Source organism: Ruegeria sp. G2 (assembly GCF_056533505.1).
The window spans coordinates 96295-115363 of sequence record NZ_JBQFON010000007.1 but is presented as its reverse complement, the minus strand read 5'-3'; the positions used below and the strand labels follow the sequence as shown (position 1 = coordinate 115363).

General features: G+C 59.6%; 17 protein-coding genes and 1 riboswitch. Of the genes, 1 reads left to right on the top strand and 16 read right to left on the bottom strand.

What is annotated here, in order from left to right; translation table 11 throughout:
• Window positions 1–39: 39 nt before the first annotated feature.
• Entirely contained in the window at window positions 40–1212 is a 1173-nt protein-coding gene (locus tag ACR0DU_RS14145; protein ID WP_170724658.1) for an alpha/beta hydrolase, read from the bottom strand.
• 139 nt (window positions 1213–1351) lie between these two features.
• On the opposite strand from ACR0DU_RS14145, the gene ACR0DU_RS14140 reads away from it, so the two are divergent.
• Window positions 1352–1513, top strand: a complete 162-nt coding sequence (locus tag ACR0DU_RS14140) for a hypothetical protein (RefSeq protein WP_480875433.1) — start codon at window positions 1352–1354, stop codon at window positions 1511–1513.
• On the opposite strand, the gene cobT is transcribed toward ACR0DU_RS14140, so the two are convergent.
• From cobT to thiC, 15 genes are all read right to left on the bottom strand, one after another.
• Entirely contained in the window at window positions 1510–3387 is a 1878-nt protein-coding gene (gene cobT / locus ACR0DU_RS14135; protein WP_480875431.1) for a cobaltochelatase subunit CobT, read from the bottom strand. The genes ACR0DU_RS14140 and cobT overlap by 4 nt on opposite strands.
• Window positions 3384–4085 (bottom strand): aspartate/glutamate racemase family protein, encoded by a 702-nt coding sequence (locus ACR0DU_RS14130; protein WP_480875429.1) that lies wholly within the window; start codon window positions 4083–4085, stop codon window positions 3384–3386. The genes cobT and ACR0DU_RS14130 overlap by 4 nt, the downstream gene beginning before the upstream one ends.
• A gap of 13 nt (window positions 4086–4098) precedes the next feature.
• Complete coding sequence (gene cobS, locus ACR0DU_RS14125; protein WP_010437533.1) at window positions 4099–5085, bottom strand: cobaltochelatase subunit CobS; 987 nt, start codon at window positions 5083–5085, stop codon at window positions 4099–4101.
• Between the two features lie 145 nt (window positions 5086–5230).
• Window positions 5231–8578, bottom strand: coding sequence for an error-prone DNA polymerase (locus tag ACR0DU_RS14120; RefSeq protein ID WP_480875428.1), 3348 nt, complete (start codon window positions 8576–8578; stop codon window positions 5231–5233).
• Window positions 8575–10050, bottom strand: coding sequence for a Y-family DNA polymerase (locus ACR0DU_RS14115; RefSeq protein ID WP_010437536.1), 1476 nt, complete (start codon window positions 10048–10050; stop codon window positions 8575–8577). The genes ACR0DU_RS14120 and ACR0DU_RS14115 overlap by 4 nt, the downstream gene beginning before the upstream one ends.
• 101 nt (window positions 10051–10151) lie before the next feature.
• Window positions 10152–10883: an amino acid ABC transporter ATP-binding protein gene (locus tag ACR0DU_RS14110; RefSeq protein WP_010437537.1), complete on the bottom strand. Its 732-nt coding sequence runs from the start codon at window positions 10881–10883 to the stop codon at window positions 10152–10154.
• Complete coding sequence (locus tag ACR0DU_RS14105; RefSeq protein ID WP_010437538.1) at window positions 10883–11716, bottom strand: amino acid ABC transporter permease; 834 nt, start codon at window positions 11714–11716, stop codon at window positions 10883–10885. The genes ACR0DU_RS14110 and ACR0DU_RS14105 overlap by 1 nt, the downstream gene beginning before the upstream one ends.
• A gap of 1 nt (window position 11717) precedes the next feature.
• The gene (locus ACR0DU_RS14100; protein ID WP_480875424.1) at window positions 11718–12533 is read right to left on the bottom strand and encodes an ABC transporter substrate-binding protein; all 816 of its coding nucleotides are present in this window, start codon (window positions 12531–12533) and stop codon (window positions 11718–11720) included.
• A 229-nt stretch (window positions 12534–12762) separates the two neighbouring features.
• The gene (gene thiD / locus ACR0DU_RS14095; RefSeq protein ID WP_480875421.1) at window positions 12763–13494 is read right to left on the bottom strand and encodes a bifunctional hydroxymethylpyrimidine kinase/phosphomethylpyrimidine kinase; all 732 of its coding nucleotides are present in this window, start codon (window positions 13492–13494) and stop codon (window positions 12763–12765) included.
• Window positions 13491–14456, bottom strand: a complete 966-nt coding sequence (locus tag ACR0DU_RS14090) for a ThiF family adenylyltransferase (protein ID WP_480875419.1) — start codon at window positions 14454–14456, stop codon at window positions 13491–13493. Before ACR0DU_RS14090 ends, thiD begins: the two co-directional genes overlap by 4 nt.
• Window positions 14453–15046 carry a thiamine phosphate synthase gene (locus ACR0DU_RS14085; protein WP_480875418.1) on the bottom strand — a complete coding sequence of 198 codons (594 nt, stop codon included), beginning with the start codon at window positions 15044–15046 and terminating at the stop codon, window positions 14453–14455. Before ACR0DU_RS14085 ends, ACR0DU_RS14090 begins: the two co-directional genes overlap by 4 nt.
• The gene (locus ACR0DU_RS14080; protein ID WP_480875416.1) at window positions 15046–15813 is read right to left on the bottom strand and encodes a thiazole synthase; all 768 of its coding nucleotides are present in this window, start codon (window positions 15811–15813) and stop codon (window positions 15046–15048) included. The genes ACR0DU_RS14085 and ACR0DU_RS14080 overlap by 1 nt, the downstream gene beginning before the upstream one ends.
• A 1-nt stretch (window position 15814) precedes the next feature.
• A complete protein-coding gene (gene thiS / locus ACR0DU_RS14075) occupies window positions 15815–16012 on the bottom strand; it encodes a sulfur carrier protein ThiS (protein ID WP_010437546.1) in 198 nt (65 codons plus the stop codon).
• Entirely contained in the window at window positions 15981–16949 is a 969-nt protein-coding gene (locus ACR0DU_RS14070; protein WP_480875413.1) for an FAD-dependent oxidoreductase, read from the bottom strand. Before ACR0DU_RS14070 ends, thiS begins: the two co-directional genes overlap by 32 nt.
• Complete coding sequence (thiC, locus tag ACR0DU_RS14065; RefSeq protein ID WP_480875412.1) at window positions 16946–18745, bottom strand: phosphomethylpyrimidine synthase ThiC; 1800 nt, start codon at window positions 18743–18745, stop codon at window positions 16946–16948. Before thiC ends, ACR0DU_RS14070 begins: the two co-directional genes overlap by 4 nt.
• A 101-nt stretch (window positions 18746–18846) precedes the next feature.
• Window positions 18847–18967: riboswitch (TPP riboswitch) on the bottom strand.
• Window positions 18968–19069: the final 102 nt, after the last annotated feature.

Genomic DNA, 19069 nt, shown 5'->3' with positions numbered 1-19069 from the left:
GAAACCTGAGGGCTGCGCCAAAGAATGTCCAGCGCCAGATCAGCTATCCGAGGGCGTTCCAAGAAATTCGATGAGGCTTTGCATGTAGATCTCGTAGGCGGGGTTTCCGGGCAGCGGAATTTGATTGGCGGTTTCAAGGATAACAAGCGAGGCATTTGGAATACCTGCAGCCAGTTTTCGTGCCTCGGTCAGAGGGTGAACTTCGGTGTGGCGTCCGTGCAGGATCAGGGTTGGGCAAGTGATCTCGGACAGCAAATGCAGGGCGGAGGTGCTGTTTCCGATGTCGCGATACAAAAGCTTTTGCTCACGCGAATAAAGCGCCTGCATCTCTTGCACCATGTGCCGGACATCATCGAGCGGACCATCGGGAAAGTAACTGAGCGTTGAGCCCATCGCGTATCCGCCGCCCGGCGTTTGCCAACCTTCTGCAATCAGTGTTCGGATCGAATCGGGTTGTTTCGTATCGCCCCGGTGGTCTCGCCCTTCGGCCCAGCCGCCAGCGATCACCAGCTTATCAACGCGATCCGGATGCCGCGCTGCGAAATGCAGGGCTGGGAAGGTTCCTCCAAACTCGCCGATGATCGAGAAACGCTCGAACCCGGCGGCCTTGGTTACGGCCAGAATTTCCTGGATCCTGAGGTCAAAGACGGCTTGATGGTCCGAGTTGGAGCTTACTCCGTGATCCTTGTTGTAGCGCAGCAGGCGGAATTGCTTGGCCATATCCATCAACCGGGTGCGTTCAGAAGACAGGCGCCATTCGGCTTCCAGATCGTGAATGACCGAGCCGATGCGAAGAACGGGGTGACCACTGCCCGAGAGCGCGTAGGGGATTGGTCGTCCATCGCTGCCTTGGGCATAACGCAATTTTTGGGTCTGGCTGTTCTCGTCCGAGATTGAACCAGCGTCGCTTTTGACCTCGGCTGTCATCTGCAATCCGCGCCGAACGATTGTTCGGATGATCCGTTGTGACTTGCCATCATCACCAACGGCCCGACGGGCTGCCGCAATGCGTGCACTGATCGTTGAATCCGAGACAAACCGGCCGTTCCAGACCCGATCGATGATCTCTTCTCGGACAACCAGTTTACCGGGGCTTTCAGCCAGCAATTCCAGTAGATCAAAGACCTGGGGTTCGACCCGCACGGTCTCGCCGCCCCGCAGCAATACGTGGCGGTCCACATCAAGAACACAGTCTGCAAACTCATATCGCATGGGCTGAATACACTCTGTTTCGGCGCAGGCCTCAAGTTTCAATGATTATCCCAAGGAATTCTCGGGGGTTTCTCAGGATCGCCTTCAAGCGGGCGCGCGGCATAGTGACCACATTGGAAGCAACAGACAGGAGATCAAGATGATGCTTCCCTTTGACACCGCGTTATTGCACCACCCGGCTGCTCGCCATCGGCCAAGCCTATCCCGCCCGCGCGCTGAACACTCGTGCAGTGCGATAACCATGCCCAATTGGCTGGTCATTCTGGTGCTTCGTTTGACGGCGCAGGGCGGGCGGGCTTAGCTGGCCCGCTTCATCCCCATGACCCGTGCCCGTGCGCGGGGATCACTGTCGAAGAGCGCCGCCAATTGCTCGGTCATTGCCCCGGCCAGTTGTTCCACATCGGTGATGGTCACGGCGCGGTCGTAATACCGTGTCACGTCGTGGCCGATGCCGATGGCCAGCAGTTCCACCATCTTACGCTTTTCGACCATGGCGATCACGTCGCGCAGATGCTTTTCCAGATAGTTCGCGGGGTTAACGCTAAGCGTTGAATCATCGACCGGCGCTCCGTCCGAAATCACCATCAGGATTTTGCGGGCCTCACGCCGTGCCAGCATCCGGCGATGCGCCCATTCCAGCGCCTCGCCGTCGATGTTTTCCTTCAGCAGGCCCTCTTTCATCATCAGACCCAGATTGGGCCGCGCGCGACGCCATGGGGCGTCGGCACCCTTGTAGATGATGTGGCGTAGGTCGTTCAGACGCCCCGGTTGCTGCGGGCGGCCATCGTTCAGCCATGCCTCACGCGCCTGGCCGCCTTTCCACGCGCGGGTGGTGAAGCCCAGAATTTCAACCTTCACGTTGCAACGCTCCAACGTGCGCGCCAGAACATCGGCACAAATTGCGGCGATCGAAATCGGACGCCCGCGCATCGAGCCCGAATTGTCCAGCAACAGCGTCACCACGGTATCTCGGAACTCGGTATCTTTTTCGACTTTGAAGCTCAGCGGAGTGGTCGGGTTGGCCACGACACGCGCTAGACGTCCGGCATCCAGAATGCCTTCCTCGCGGTCGAACTCCCAGGACCGGTTCTGCTGTGCCTGCAAGCGGCGTTGCAACTTGTTGGCCAGACGGCTCACCGCGCCCTTCAGCGGTTCCAGTTGCTGGTCCAGATAGGCGCGCAACCGTTCCAGTTCGGCGGGTTCCGCCAAATCTTCAGCCGCGATTTCTTCATCATGGGTGTTCAGATAGACCTTGTAGTCCGGATCCGCCTCGGACGCAGGTGGCGGGGCAGGCGGCTCCAGCGGAGCCTCACCCTCGGGCATCTCGGCCTCATCGCCCATCTCATCCTCGGCCATCTCGTCCATCGAGACCTGGGCCTGAGACTGGTCTTGCTGCTCTTCCTGAGTTTGCTCAGGCGTCGCGTCGGCGTCCTGTTCGTCCTGATCATCCTGACCGGTGCTATCGGGATCGGGCTGTTCTTCGGCCTCTTCTTCGGCCTGATCTTCCTGCTCGTCGTCCAGCTCATCAGGGTCCTCGCCCAGCTGGTCGCCATAGCCCAGATCCTTGATCATCTGGCGGGCAAACTTGGCAAATTCGGCCTGATCCGAAAGCACCTCATCAAGGTTTTCAAGCACGCCGCCGGCCTGTTCCTCGATAAACCCGCGCCACAGGTTCATGACATTCTCAGCCGCAGGCGGCATATCGCGCCCGGTGGCCAGATGTCGGATCAGATAGCCCGCCGCCACAGCCAAAGGCGCATCCGCAGGCTGCTTGCATTGGTCATAGCCACGCCGGATCGCCTCATGCCCGATCTTGACGTCGATATTTGACGCGGTTCCGGGCATGTCCCGTGCGCCCATCGCCTCGCAGCGGGCCGTTTCCATCGCCTCATAAAGATCCCGCGCCATATCTCCTGGAGGCGCATAGCGCGCGTGCGTCGCGTCGTCATGGTACTTGCGCTGCAGGGCCAGAGCATCTGCCGTGCCGCGCGCCAACAACACCTCTTCGCGCGTCATCCGGCGTGAGACCTGCGGCAGCCGCATGGACTCGCCCGACAGACCTGAGGGGTCGACGGTATAGCTTACCGAAAGCTCAGGGTCATCGGCCATGACCTTGGTGGCTTCGGCCAGCGCCTTTTTAAAAGGATCAGCAGGGTTGTCGTTTGGTTTACTCATCTGTCCGCCCCTGCTTCTTCAAGCGTCATTTCATCACTTGCCAGACGCGCCAGCATATCCACATGCACATCCAGCGCATCAACAACCTTATATCCGGGATCTCGCTCGTCAAAGGCAAGGTTCAGGTCGGTCCCAGCCAAAACGACGGCATCAGCATTCAAATCATTCACCATACGGCGACCCGCGTCCAGAAACAGTGCGCGATCCTGATCGGAGCAAACCCCGGCAACGGCCATATCCTGGTAAGTTTGTCCCAGCATTTCGATCTCATCTTCCAACGCAACCGCCCGGGTTTGCCCAAGCTGACCATAAAGTTTGGTCTGCATCACAACACGCGTTCCAAGCAACCCGACAGTGCCAAACCCCTGTGAGGCGAAATACGCATCCAGAGGCTTTACGGCCGAAATAAGCGGCAGCGGAGACAACGGCACGGTTTCATCATAGCAGAAATGCCCACCCAGCGACGTGATTGCCACACAATCCACGCCAGCCGCCTTCAGGCGATCAATGAGCCTTGCGTAGACCCGCGCCTGTGCATCCCGTTTGTCCGCCAGATTGTTGTGGATCAATTCCTGCACATCCGCATGCACGATGGTCAGTTCCATCGGCTTTCCACGCGCCGCCATCGCCGCACTCAGCCGCTGATAATAAACCACCGTTGCAGCAACACCGATCCCGCCAATCAATCCGATATGCATGGCGGCCCCCCTGTCACCCCAGGCTGGCGCTCGCCGCGCTTTCCGGCAGTTCCTCATCAAAACAACGCTGATAGAACTCAGCTACGGTCTGGCGTTCCAGTTCGTCGCATTTGTTCAGGAAGGATAGGCGGAAGGCATAGCCGATGTTGCGGAAAATCTCGGCGTTTTGGGCCCAGTTGATCACGGTCCGCGGGCTCATGACGGTGGACAGATCGCCATTCATGAAGGCGGTCCGGGTCAGGTCGGCGACGGTGACCATCTGGCTGACGGTCTTGCGGCCTTCGGCAGTGTTGTAATGGGGGGCTTTGGACAGCACGATCATCGTCTCGGCATCGTGGCTGAGGTAGTTTAGCGTCGAGACCAGAGACCAGCGGTCCATTTGCGCCTGGTTGATCTGCTGCGTGCCGTGATAGAGGCCGGTGGTGTCGCCCAGACCCACGGTGTTTGCAGTCGCAAACAGGCGGAAGTTCGGGTTCGGCGTAATGATTTCGTTCTGGTCCAGCAAGGTCAGCTTGCCGTCATGCTCCAGCACTCGTTGAATCACGAACATCACATCCGCACGGCCCGCGTCGTATTCGTCGAATACGATTGCAACCGGGTTGCGCAGAGCCCAGGGCAGGATGCCTTCGTGGAATTCGGTGACCTGCTTGCCGTCGCGCAGTTTGATCGCGTCCTTACCGATCAGGTCGATCCGGCTGATATGGCTGTCGAGGTTCACACGAACGGCGGGCCAGTTCAGACGGGCAGCGACCTGTTCGATATGGGTCGATTTCCCGGTGCCGTGATAGCCCTGAATCATCACCCGGCGGTTATGGGTAAAGCCGGCAAGAATCGCCAATGTGGTTTCGGGGTCGAACTTGTAGGTCGGGTCGATGACCGGCACGCGGTCGCTGCGCTCGGCAAAGCCTTTGACTGCCATATCGCTGTCAATGCCAAACACCTCGCGAACCGAAATGTCCTCGGTGGGTTTTGCGTTGATGTCGATCGATCCGTCAGCCATGCGCCTTGTCCTTATCCTTTGGCCCGTTCACCGGGTTTGAACCCGTGTGTGGTGCAACATATTGCGGGCAAGGGCAAGGGAAAGAGGTGACCGGATCACGCTAGCCGGATGTTTCTTTGAAACTGGCCTTATGATGGCGCGGGTTCTAGTGAAAATCCCGGCTTGGGAACAGACGCTTGGCCTGTTCGCGCGGATGGCGGGCGCTTGGGCCGTTCTGCCGGGGGCGCGGGGTGTCATCCGCTTGCGGTTGGGTGATGCCGATGGCCTCATCCAGCGGATGCCCAAGCTCGGACAGTTTATGCGACATATCGGTGATTTCCTGCGCGATCAGATGCACGACGATCCCCTCGCGCTGCAGATACCCGCGGACCTGCAGCAACCGCCCGCCCATCACGATGCGGCGAAACCGTTCATAGACCTTGGGCCAGACAACCACATTGCTGACCCCGGTTTCATCTTCAAGCGTCAGAAAGATCACGCCCGAGGCGGTTCCCGGCCGCTGGCGCGTAATCACCAGCCCGCAGACGCTGTAACGGCCCAACGGGATGTCCTGCAGCGTGGCATGCGGCACAAGGCCGGGGATGGATGGGCGCAACAGCTCCATCGGGTGCGAGCGCAGGGTCAGACGGGTCGAGACGTAATCCTCGACCACTTCCTCGCCCAGATGCATGACCGGCAGGTTCACCGGTGGCTCGTTGATGCTTTCGCCATCGATGGGGTCATTGAACAGCGGCAGAGCGGTTCGGCTGCGGATGGCTTTGACATGCCACAGGGCGTCGCGCCGGGTCAGGTCCATGCCGGAAAACGCATCCGCCTCGGCCAGACGCGTCAGAACATCGGGACGCAGCCCGGCCCGCAACCACAGCGTTTCGGGGTCCGGATACCCATTACCCCGCGCGGCCACGATCCAATCCGCATCCTCCTGCTTGAACCCTTTGATCTGGCGAAAACCCAGCCGCAGGGCCAGCGCCCCGTCGGCGCGGCGTTCCAGCAGATTGTCCCAGGTCGAGGTGTTAACGCAGACCGGGCGGATCTCGACCCCATGCTCGCGCGCGTCCCGCGCGATCTGGGCCGGGGCGTAAAACCCCATGGGTTGCGAATTCAACAGCGCGCAGGCAAAGATCGCCGGGTGGTGGCATTTCATCCAGGCCGAGACATAGGCGAGCATCGCAAAAGCCGCCGCGTGGCTTTCGGGAAAGCCGTAATCGGCAAAGCCTTCGATCTGGCCAAAGCAGCGGTCGGCGACCTCGGGCGTATAGCCATTGTTCAGCATCCCCGCGATGAACTTGTCACGATATGTGCCAATCGTCCCCATGCGCCGGAACGAGGCCAAGGAGCGGCGCAGGTGGTCGGCCTCTTCCGCCGAAAAACCTGCGCCTACCACGGCGATTTGCAGGGCCTGTTCCTGAAACAGCGGCACGCCCAGCGTGCGCCGTGTCACCTCTTCCAAGGCAGGGCCGAAGGGCTCGGATTTTTCCAGCCCGTTGCGCCGCCGGATATAGGGCTGCACCATATCGCCCTGAATGGGGCCGGGGCGGACGATGGCAACCTCAATCACCAGATCGTAGAATTCACGCGGTCGCATCCGGGGCAGGAAATTCATCTGCGCCCGGCTTTCGACCTGAAACACGCCCACCGCATCAGCGGCGCACAGCATGTCATAGGTCGCCGTGTCCTCTTGCGGGACGGTGGCGATGCTGAGGGTTTCGCTGTTGTGTTGCTGCATCAGGTCAAACGCCTTGCGGATGCAGCTGAGCATCCCCAGCCCCAATATATCCACCTTCAGAATGCCAAGCGCATCGATGTCATCCTTGTCCCACTCGATCACGGTGCGGTCTTCCATAGCGGCGTTTTCGATCGGGCATAGCTCATCCAGCCGTCCTTTGGTGATGACGAACCCGCCTACATGCTGCGACAGATGGCGGGGGAAGCCGATGATCTCGCCAATCAGTCGAACCGTCTGCATCAGGCGCCGGTCTTTGAGGTCGAGGCCGAGTTCCTGCAGCCTCTCGGCGTCAACGCCGCCATTGCTCATCCCCCAGATCTGGCCGGACAGACCTGCGGTGACGTCCTGAGACAGGCCCATCACCTTGCCCACCTCGCGGATTGCCGCGCGGGATCGGAAATGGATGACCGTGGCACAGAGGCCCGCGCGGTGGCGGCCATATTTCTCATAAATCCACTGGATCACCTCTTCGCGCCGCTCGTGTTCGAAATCCACATCGATATCCGGCGGCTCGCCTCGGTATTTCGAGACAAAACGCTCGAACACCATGGCGATCATGTCGGGGCTGACATCGGTGATGCCCAGCAGATAACACAGGATCGAATTGGCGGCTGATCCGCGCCCCTGGCACAGAATGCCCTGCGAGCGGGCGAATTGCACAATGTCATGCACGGTCAGGAAATAGGCCGGGAAATCCAGATCGGCGACCAGGGCCAGTTCCTTTTTCATCAGACTGATGGCCTTCTCGGTCGGGCCATCGGGATAGCGCCGTTTCAACCCCTCGCGCGCCAGACGTTCTAGCCGCGCCAGCGGGGTTTCAGTGCTGGCGATCTCGTCTGGGTATTCGTAAGACAGCTCGCTCAGGTCAAAGCTGCAGCGGTCGGCGATTTCCAACGTGCGGCGCAGCGCGCCGGGGTGGTCCTGAAACAGCCGGGCCATATCCACATAGCCTTTCAGCCGCCGCTCGGCATTGGGCAGGGCGCGGGTGCCGATCTGGTCAATCGTGATGTGTTCGCGCATGCAGGTCAGCACATCGGCCAGTTGGCGGCGGTTGCCACGGTGCATCAGCACATCGCCTACCGCCACCATGGGGGCCGAGGCTCGCAGCGCCGCCTGCGCACAGGCCGCCAGATAGGCCCGATCACTGCCGTCATAACGCGGCACCGCCCCCAGAAAGACCGCATTGGGGAATTGCCGCCGGACGGTCTGAATGTCGGGGATGGCCTGTTTCAACCCTGACTGAGGCAGCGCGATCAGGATCATCCCCTGACAGGCCGCCAGCATGTCCTGCAGATCCAGATGGCACTCCCCTTTCTCGGCCCGTCGTTTGCCCAGTGTCAGCAGGCGGGTCAGTCGCTGATAGGCGGCGCGGTCGCGGGGCAGGGCCAGCCAGTGCACCGCGCTGTCGCGCAGAACCAGACGGCAGCCGACGATCAGCTTGGGCAGAGCGGGCACATCCGGTTTGTCGATCGGCTGCACATGCCCGACCTCTTGCCGGGATGAGGAATCAAGGCGGTGTTGCGAGCGGATTTGAACCGCGCCTTCCGCCTCGCGCCGCAGCTCTTTCAATGCGCTCCAGCCCCGGACCACCCCGGCCAGAGAGTTCCGGTCGGTGATCGCGATGGCCTTCAGGCCCAGCTCTGCCGCGCGGGTCACCAGCTCTTCTGGGTGTGAGGCTCCGGTCAGGAAGGTGAAATTGGTGGTTACGCCCAGCTCGGCATAGCCGGGTTCCTGCGCGTGTGAGCTGGGCGGGTTCGGTTTGGTCATGCGAATTCCCCATGCACGAACCATCCCGGATTTTGCGGCGTGTAATACAGCCACAACCGTCGCCCCTGCCGGGTTTCAACCTGCCAGTAATCGCGCAAACCCGTGCGCCAGTTCTCATCTTCCAGCCACCATTCGGGGCAGATGCGTTCGGGGCCGGTTGAGCGGCCTGTGGTCAGCGACATGCGTCGCCAGCGAAAGCGGCGCGGCGGGTGCGGGCCTGATCCGGCGATAGGTTCTGGCGGAAACAGTTGCAGGGGGCGGGGGCGCAGGGCGACCCAACCGCCTGCAGGATCGGAATAGGCGGCGGGCGAGATGATGAAGCTGCGTTCGGGGATATGGCTTTGCGCGGGCAGCAAGCGGTGGATCTGATCCAACCCGATCCGGGTACCGATGCGGGTGATCAGGTCATCCAGTTGGTCTTTGCCCCGGCTTGCGGCGCGGCTGATCTGGCGCACCGGCAGGGGTTCCACCAGCGTGGCCTCCAGCCGCAGCTGATCGACGCCAAAGCCTGCATCCACCTCGGTCAATCCACGCTCGAACAGGGGCAGGATGCGATATGGATCACGCAGAGGGCGGGCCAGCCGCAGTTCGACCTGCTGGTGATCCTGATCCACCCGGCGCAAGGTGATGCATAGCTTGCGCGCGCCCATCTCCTGCGCTTTCAGCTTGTCGCAGAGCCGTTCCAGCAGCCGTTCGGCCCCGGCCATCATATCGGACAGTAGCCCAATGGGCTCGGGCAGGGTCATGCGCACGCCGTAATGGGGCGGGTCGGCCAGCGGGGTGATCTGTTCGGGCTGATCCCCCAAGGCCTGATCCAGCCGCATCAGAACCTCGGGGCCAAACCGGCGCGTCAATGGCGCGCGCGGGGTTTGTGCCAGCTCACTAATCCGACGCAGGCCCAGCCGTTGCAGCGCGACCGAGGTATCCTCATCCAGCCGCAGCGCCGCCACCGGTAGGGCGCGGATGGCCTTCAGCGTATCCTGGGTCGCAACCCCTTCGCCATAATGCGCCAGGGCCCAGGCCGCGCCGCGTGTCGGGGCCAGACCGATCTGCACCGCCAGCCCGGCGCGGGCCAGACGCCTGCGCATATCGGTCAGCATCATCTCTTCCCCGCCAGCCAGATGAGCCGATCCGGTGATGTCCAGAACCAGCCCATCCTCACCCTCGAGCCCGACCCAGGGGCAATAGCGTGTGGCCCAGCGGCGCAGGGCGTGCAGAAACCGCTGATCTCCTTGCGGGTCGGCAGGATGGCTTTGCAAATCGGGGCAAAAGGCGCGGGCATCGGAATAGGGCATACCGCAATGCAGGCCTTGCCGCTGGGCCTGCGTGTTCAGGCAATACACTCGGTTTGCATTATTCTGTTTCAGCGTCAGAACAAACGGCCCATCGACCGGGCGCAGGCGCAAAGCCCGGTCGCTTGCCAGCCGGGGAAACCAGAGTGAAACGATGCGGCGCTGCATCCCGCCGAACATATAAAACCCCCAAATGTTCTATATTTGTTCTTATATGTTCTTGACCCTCAAAGAGTCGAGTCCTTGAGGGTCAGATCGTCAGGGATTCAGAGCCCGGGCGCTTACTTCAACGCCCGCGCCAGAAAGGCCTGCGTGGTCTGGTGCGAAGGGTGGTCAAACACCGCCTCGGGCGGGCCTTCTTCAATGATCCGTCCGCTGTCGAGGAAACAGATCTTGTCGGCGGCCTCGCGGGCAAAGCCCATTTCATGCGTGGCCATCACCATCGTCATGCCCTGTTTCTTGAGCATCAGCAGAACATCCAGCACCTCGCCCACCAGTTGGGGATCGAGGGCCGAGGTGATTTCATCAAACAGCATGACCTCGGGCTGCATGGCCAAGGCGCGCACGATGGCGACGCGTTGCTGCTGACCGCCCGACAACTGGTCGGGATAATTATGCATCCGGTCGGCCAGTCCGAACCGGGCGAACAGCGCCTCGACCTCGGGCTGCAGTTCGGCGCGGGTCAGCCCACGCACCCGGCGGGGGGCGAGCATGACATTCTCAAGCGCGGTCATATGCGGAAACAGGTTGAAGCTTTGAAAAACGATCCCGATGCGGGCGCGAACCGATTGCGGGTTGAGACCGGGGATCGAGATATCCTCGCCATCCAGAAAGATCGCACCGTCTTCGATGGGTTCCAGCAGGTTGATGCAGCGCAGCAGGGTGGACTTGCCCGACCCGGATGCGCCGATCAGGCAGACCATTTGGCCCTCATCAACGGTCAGGTTGATCCCGTCACAGACCGTGCGGTCGCCAAAGCGTTTCACTACGCCCTGAAGTTCCAGTTTTGGCATCAGCGCCTCTCTCGCATTTGGCGGGCCATCAGGTGATCGGCATAGCGGGTGGCCGGAATGGTGACGATCAGGAAGATAATCGCGGCCCCCACATAAGGGGTGAAATTCGCCAGCAGTGATTTGAACACCCCGGCCTGACGGAAGATTTCGACCGGACCGATGAAGCTGAGCAGCGAGACGTCCTTTTGCAGTGCAATCAGCATGTTCATCTGTGATGGCACCACGTTGCGGATGGCCTGCGGCAACACCACGTCGCGCATCACCTGCCGTTCCGACAGACCCAGCGACAGGGCGGCGGCGCGCTGGCTGTGGTGAACGCTGTCGATGCCGGAACGGAAGATCTCGGCCACATAGGCCGAATAGGTCAGGATCAGCGCCAGCGAGCCCCAGATGTAAGGCGAATTCCATGGACGCGGCAGGCCCAGCCCCGGGATACCGAAGCCGATCAGATAGACCGTCAGGATCACTGGCACGCCGCGGAAAATGTCGGTGAACGCCGCGCCAAAGATGCGCAGCGGAAACAGGGCAGGTGATTTGGCATCCCGCGCCAAGGCAATCAACAGGCCAAGCACGGCGATCGCCGGTGCGGACCATAAAAAGATCATCACGTTGATCCGAAACGCCTCAAGCAATTTCGGGAAGGTTTTGACTAGTGTCTCGCCGTTGAAAAAGCTCTGCTGAACCTTCGACCAGCCCGGAGCGAGCGGCACCAGAAAGTAAATCGCGGCCACAACAGTGACCGTGCTTATTGTGGCGATCACCAACGAGCGTCGTCGTTGGTGCGCCTCGTACCGTTCGCGGCGGGTCATCCCCGCCGCCTTGTGATCTGCCATGTTACTTGATCAGAGGGACACCGGTGGTGTCCTGCAGCCATTTGGCCTCGATGTCGGCCAATTTGCCGTTCGCCATCAGCGCTGCCAGCGCCTCGTCCACGCATGCCTTCAGCGGGTTGCCTTCTTCCATCAGCATGCCGAAATGATCGGGATTGTCATTTTCATCCGCCGGGAACTGGCCGATGACTTTTGAGCCTTCGATCATCACCGCGCTCAGGAACAGGGCAGTGGGCAGATCGAATAGGGCCGCATCGATCTGGTTGGCCGACATGGCGGCGTTGACGTCCGCATTGTCGCCATAAAGCAGCGGATCGCTGTCGGGTTGGATGATGCTTGCCAGTTTTGGCACCGCCGTGGTCGAGCCAACGGCCCCCCATTGCAGGCCTTTCAACGCTTCAAGCGTTGGGGCTGTCTCGGTTGAGTTAGGGCTCACCAGAACCGCCATCGGAGCGGTGTAGTAGGGGGTAGAGAAATCAACCACCTGATCGCGCTCAGGCGTGATCGAGTATTGCTGCATATTGACGTCAAATTCCTTGGCGCCGGGTTGGATCGCCTCGTCGAATGAAGATCGGACCCAGACGACATCATCAGCCGCGAACCCCATCTCTTCGGCGACCGCATAGCCCACTGCGGCCTCGAACCCTTCGCCGCTTTCGGGCGCGTCATCAAGTACCCAAGGGTAATAGGCAGGGTTACCTGTTGCGATGGTGAATTTGCCGTCTGTCAGTGTCTTGCCAGCGGCGCATTGGTCCTGCGCATATGCTGCCGTCGAGAGAAACAGAACCGTACTTGCCGCGATCGTGAGTGTCTTGGACATCCGAGTGAATCCTCCTGTTGGATCATTTTGCCGCTACGGTAGTTCTGCCGGTCGGGCCTGTCCAGCAGATGCGTAGCTATTGGGCTTCGACTGGATTCGATTTCTATCTTATTTCAGATGATCGAAAGCCCGCCTAAATAGCAGCAACAAAATTCGGGAATGAGCTCCAAAGTGACTGGTGCAGTGTCGACGCCGAATGTCAGTTTTGGCAAAACCGGTATCGACGATATCAGATGTTGATTGCCTCGCGGAGGTAGTTATGGACGAAAGATTTTGCCCTCTTGCATGCTAAAATAAGATCGTTCCACTGGATCAGGCCGCACGCGATCGCCGTGGCCATTGCGCAGCCTGTGCCGCGCATCGTTGCTACTTCTAGCCTCGGTGCCGTCAGTATATTCTGCTCTGTAAGTGTGTACAGATGATCGTCGGAGGTTTCACCCGATGCATGGCCTCCCTTGATCAACACGGCCTGTGCTCCATAGGACAAAAGCCAATCTGCCTGTGCCGCGATCTGGTCGTCGGTCTCCGCCACGGGATATCCCGAGAGCGCTGCCGCTTCGAGTAGGTTCGGGGTGACAAGCTGGGCCTGCGACAGCAACGTTCTGGGAAACTGCCCTGACATGAGTTGACGTCCCGAGCTGGCTTTTAGCACCGGGTCCAGGACAATGGGGCACGATTGCCTATGGATGGCGTTGCCAACCGCATTAGCAATTTCTTCATTACCAAGCATGCCGATTTTGATGGCAGCAGGAGCGGTTGTGGCCAATGCGGCTTTGATCTGGCTGGCGATCATTTCCGTCGATATGAGTTGGGTATTGAATACCATATCATCTGATTGAGCGGTCACCGCCGTGACAATGGGAAGGACCTGACATCCAAGTTTTTGGGCCACCCAGGCATCTCGGATCAGGCCTGCGCCCCCGCTACTGTCGGTTCCGCCGATTATCATGATCGGCTTCATTTACAGGCCCTCGCAGCCAACAAAGCGAGGTTGGTTTCACCCTGCGCCTGCAAGCCCTTTGCCGCCCGCCAAGCTCGTAATCCGCTTAGGCAGCACAAGACTACCCTTTGCCTTGAAAACAGAAACTGATCGCGCAACTCGGCTTCGGAAATGCGCTCAGCTTCTGGGCGGATTTTTTTAGGTGCTTCGTGATGGCTCCTCAGTTCAATGATCAGGTCAGAGCATTGCAACATCGTTTCTGCGATGAAAGGGATTGCGGTTTCGGGTTCTGGGTTGCCCAGAAAGCTGAACCCGCCAAAATGCATTCCAGAAAGATCTGCTGTTATCATCTGCCCTAATGCTGGCTGTGCACCCAAAAGGACTTTGATCGCGATCTGTGCCTGCAATGCGCCGATGACGCCTACCACGGGCCCCAGCACACCTGCAGTTGCGCAAGTCGCTCCGGTTGCGGGCAATTCAGGGAACACGGCACGTAGAGACGGTGCGCCCCCGCAAAACCCGCCGATATATCCGGTTTGCCCCAGAACGCTTGCTGAGACGAGCGGCGTATCTTCAGCCAGACAGGCATCTGACAAGATATATGAGGCCGCGAAACTGTCCGCCGCGTCGATCACCAGATCCGCCTTGGCTGCGATCTCTGGTGCTCTAGTTGGGCCGATCGACTCTACATTTGCTGAAACTTCCACCTGTGGATTGAGCGCGCGCAGAGCATCGCGCGCGGCAAGTGCTTTAGGCTTGCCGATATCCGGCATGCGATAAAGAGGTTGGCGGTGCAGGTTGCTTTCCTCGACCTCATCCGGATCAAAGATCGAGATATTCCCAATGCCTGCGCCCACCAGGTATTGCAGGACAGGGCAGCCTAACCCGCCGGCCCCGACGACCGCGACATGGGCTTTGCCCAATCTGGACTGACCGGCCTCGCCGATTTCAGGCAACTGCATCTGGCGGGCATACCTGCTCATGTGTTGCACACCCGCAACCATTCGCGCGTGCGGGCTTCGGGGTCGGCGGACTGTTGAATGTCTGTCACCACGGCGGCACTATCCGCACCAGCGGCAAAAACACCGGGCGCACGCTCTGGGGTCAGACCGCCAATTGCGACTAACGGGACGGTTCCGGCCCTTATTTTCCATCGGGTCACACGGCCCAATCCCTGCGGCTTCCATTTCATTTTTTTCAGTAGGGTCGAATAGACCGGGCCAAGCGCCACATAGGCCGGATCAGAGGATAAGGCACGGTCAAGTTCGGCTTCGTCATGAGTTGAGAGTCCAATACGCACGCCCGCACGACGAAGGGCTGCAAAATCGGCAGTGTCCATATCCTCCTGCCCTAGATGGACAAAGTTACAATTGAGATCCAACGCCAACTGCCAGTAGTCATTCACCACAAGTTGGGCTTGATGGACGGCACAGATGTCGCGGGCTCGGGCGATCTGACGACGAACTTCGGGCTCCGGCATATCCTTAATGCGCAATTGCACAAGCTTCACACCCTGAGGCACCAACAGTTCCAACCGCCCCACATGGCCCGTGATCAGATAGAACCGTTCCATCACATCAACTCCGCGAGGCCGAGTACGGGAGTGGAAGGCACCGCCACATCTCTCCGATCAATTGGATCAGAGGTAAAACCCGCACGCCCGGCCTCGACCGCCAGGGCCATGGCTCGTGCCATGCCGACGGGATCGCCCGCCTTGGCCACCGCGGTATTGAGCAGGATCGCATCCATACCCAATTCCATGGCCTGTACCGCATCAGAGGGCCGTCCGATTCCGGCATCGACGATCAGAGGAACATCCGGAAAATGCGAACGCATCGTCCGCAAAGCATCAGGCGTGCGCAACCCTTGGCCCGAACCGATGGGCGCTCCCCAAGGCATCAGGACTTGGCATCCCGCTTCCAGCAGCTTCTCACCTACAATCAGGTCATCCGTCATGTATGGGAAAACTTTGAAACCATCGGCCGTCAGAATACGTGCGGCTTCAACCAAGGCGAAGACATCCGGCTGAAGGTTATCCGCGTGGCCAATCACCTCCAGCTTGATCCAATCGGTTGCAAAAAGCTCACGAGCCATTTGTGCGGTGGTCACAGCCTCTTGTACCGAATGGCACCCTGCAGTGTTGGGCAGGATGTGGGCGCCCGTTGCGCGTAGCATATCCCAGAACCCTGCACCTGTCCCATCCGCTGTTTCGCGACGCAGGCTGACAGTGACCACCTCGCAACCGCTGGCGCGGATCGCTTGGTGCAAAATCGCGGGTGACGGGTATTGCGCTGTGCCTAGAAACATAGGCACCGAAATATCGACATCGTAGATTTTCATGTCAGCCCCCTTGCATCGGGGCCAGAACTTCCAGCCGGTCGCCTATGTTCAACACGGTTACGCTGCGCGCAGACGCCGGTACAAACTGGCCATTTAGCGCCGTTGCGATGGCGGGACTGATAAAGCCAAGCTCGACAAGCGCAGCGTCCAGCGTTTCGGCAGATACTTCATGCGCTTTGGCATTCACTGTGATGTGCATGTTTCGTCTCCGGAATGAGATGTTGGACCACCCTGGCCGCCATTGCCGGGGCCAGAAGGAAGCCGTGACGATAAAGACCGTTCAGATGCAGAGTGTCGCCACACTGAACAAGGCGAGGAAGGTTGTCGGGAAAGGCCGGGCGTAACCCGCTACCGGTCTCTATGACGCTGGCTTCGGCGAAACCAGGGTGGATGGCAAATGCCGCAGCAAGTAGTTCGGAAAGCGAACGCAGGGTTACCGGACGCTCGGACGAGCTTTCGATCATTGTGCCGCCGATCATATAGTGGTTGTCTCTACGCGGGACGAGGTAGAGCGGAATGCGCGGATGCAATAGGCGGATGGTTCGGCTGATCGTGACCTCCGGGCAATGCAGTATCGCCATCTCACCGCGCACAGGGCGCAGATTGGTCAGAGCGGCTTGAATACCTGTGCAATCCAGATCGACATGCCCCTGTGCTTTGGTTCCAAGAAGGATCTCAACACCCAGAGCCTGCGCTGCCTTGGCCAGATCCCGCAGGGCGCGTCGCGGATCCAGGTGGGCCTCAGATTTATAAAACAACCCGTGCGAAAACCGGCCTGCTAAAGACGGTTCCAAGGCGCTGATGTCAGCGACGTCCATCTCACGATACCCGAAGGTGCGCCGGGCAAAGCGCGTCAACTCTGCCCTGTCGCGGGCCGGGGCGACCACCAACGTACCAAGACGGGTGACGGGTGTGATGTCCGCCCACCAATCAGCCGCCCCCGCACCAAGAGTGATTACTTCTTCCTCGGCATTTTCACGTTCGCAGCACGGAGCCAACATGCCACCGGCGAACCGAGAAACGCTCCCATCTCCGATCTCGGTTCGGGCTTCGTACACACGTACCCGGACCCCCGCCCGCGCAAGCTCCAAGGCTGAGGTGAGGCCGGCGAGACCGGCACCCGCGATCGTAATCATTCGCTCGGTTCCTCGACGGGTATATAAAGATCGCCCCCCTCGCGGTATTTTGCAGCCATGGCCTCCATCCCCTCTTTCTGCGCTTCGGCACGGATGTCATGGGAAATCCGCATCGAGCAGAACTTAGGCCCGCACATGGAGCAGAAATGCGCTACTTTATGGGCCTGTTTGGGTAAGGTCTGGTCATGAAAATCCCGTGCAGTGTCAGGATCAAGCGACAGGTTGAACTGGTCCTCCCAGCGGAATTCGAACCGCGCCCGGCTTAGCGCATCATCGCGTCGCTGTGCGCCAGGCAGCCCTTTGGCCAGATCGGCAGCATGCGCGGCGATTTTGTATGTGATCACTCCAGTTTTGACGTCATCGCGGTCTGGTAGGCCCAGATGCTCTTTGGGCGTGACGTAGCATAGCATGGCGCAACCGAACCAACCGATCATCGCAGCGCCAATACCGCTCGTGATGTGATCATAACCCGGCGCGATATCGGTGGTAAGCGGCCCAAGCGTATAGAAAGGCGCTTCGTGGCAGCATTCCAACTGCTTATCCATGTTCTCCTTGATCTTGTGCATGGCCACATGGCCCGGCCCTTCGATCATCACCTGGCAGTCTTTGGCCCAGGCGATTTTCGTCAGCTCACCCAAGGTCTCTAGCTCAGCAAATTGCGCCTCATCATTGGCGTCGGCGATCGAGCCAGGGCGCAACCCGTCACCCAAGCTGAAGGCAACATCATACTGACGGCAGATGTCGCAAATCTCTTCGAAGTGTTCATAAAGAAACGACTCCTTGTGGTGATGCAGGCACCACTTGGCCATGATAGAGCCGCCGCGCGAGACAATGCCAGTCACACGGTTGACTGTCATGGGGACCATATGCAGGCGTACACCCGCGTGGATGGTGAAATAGTCCACGCCCTGTTCGGCCTGCTCGATCAGAGTATCGCGAAAGACTTCCCAGGTCAGATCCTCGGCAATACCGTTCACCTTTTCCAGCGCCTGATACATCGGGACAGTCCCGATCGGCACTGGGGAATTGCGAATGATCCATTCGCGGGTGTTATGGATGTTGCGCCCGGTTGAGAGATCCATAACCGTATCGGCACCCCAGCGGATGGCCCAGACCATCTTGTCGACCTCTTCCTCCATGCTGGAGGTCACGGCGGAGGTTCCCATATTGGCATTCACCTTTACCAGAAAGTTTCGACCGATGATCATCGGTTCGCTTTCTGGGTGGTTGATGTTGGCCGGGATGATCGCACGCCCTGCGGCAATTTCAGAGCGGACAAATTCCGGCGTCACATAGTCGGGGATATTGGCCCCAAAGTCGTTCCCGTCCCGATGGCAAGGTGACGTTTCGCGCAGCTGGTTTTCGCGGATCGCTGCAAACTCCATTTCCGGGGTGACGATCCCGGCCCGTGCGTAGGCCAACTGTGTTGGAGCCAACCCATCCTTACCACGCAGCGGTCGTGGCTTGATTGGAAATTCAGGTGTCAGCTTGTCCCCGTGAACAAACCCGTTATCGGCATCAGTGATCTCGCGTCCCTCATAGGTTTCGACATCACCGCGTGCCTTGATCCATTCGGCGCGCACTGGTGCCAGACCCTGCCTAATGTCCGTCAGCACTTTCGGATCGGTGTAAGGGCCTGAACTGTCATAGACAGGTAGCGGAGCTTCACCGGCTGTCGGATGTGTCGAAATTTCGCGCATCGGCACGCGGATGTCGGAATGCAACTCGCCAGCGACATAGATTTTGCGCGATGCCGGCAATTCATCGGTGGTAATTTTTGGGTTTGGTACGTTCACTTTGGCGCTCCTCAAGCTCAGGTCTCAAAAAGACACCAGAAGAGTTTGGGAGGAGGCAAAGGCAAAACGTGCCTTGTGTTCCGGTTGCGCAAGCCAGAATGGGCTGTGCGACCTTAGCTTCCTACGCCAGTGTCAACTGGGTCAGGTTCAAAGGGTCGCATCACCGGGTTCTCACCCAATCAGCCTCTCAGTCCCATGGGCGGGACTCCCCTGCGTAGGTTTGCGATAGGATGGAACAGCCGGTTTGTAAAGTCTCAAGAAACAACCTTTCGCGCAATCGCGGTGAAAACACACTTTGTCCGCATAGCGGGCAATCAGGCGGGT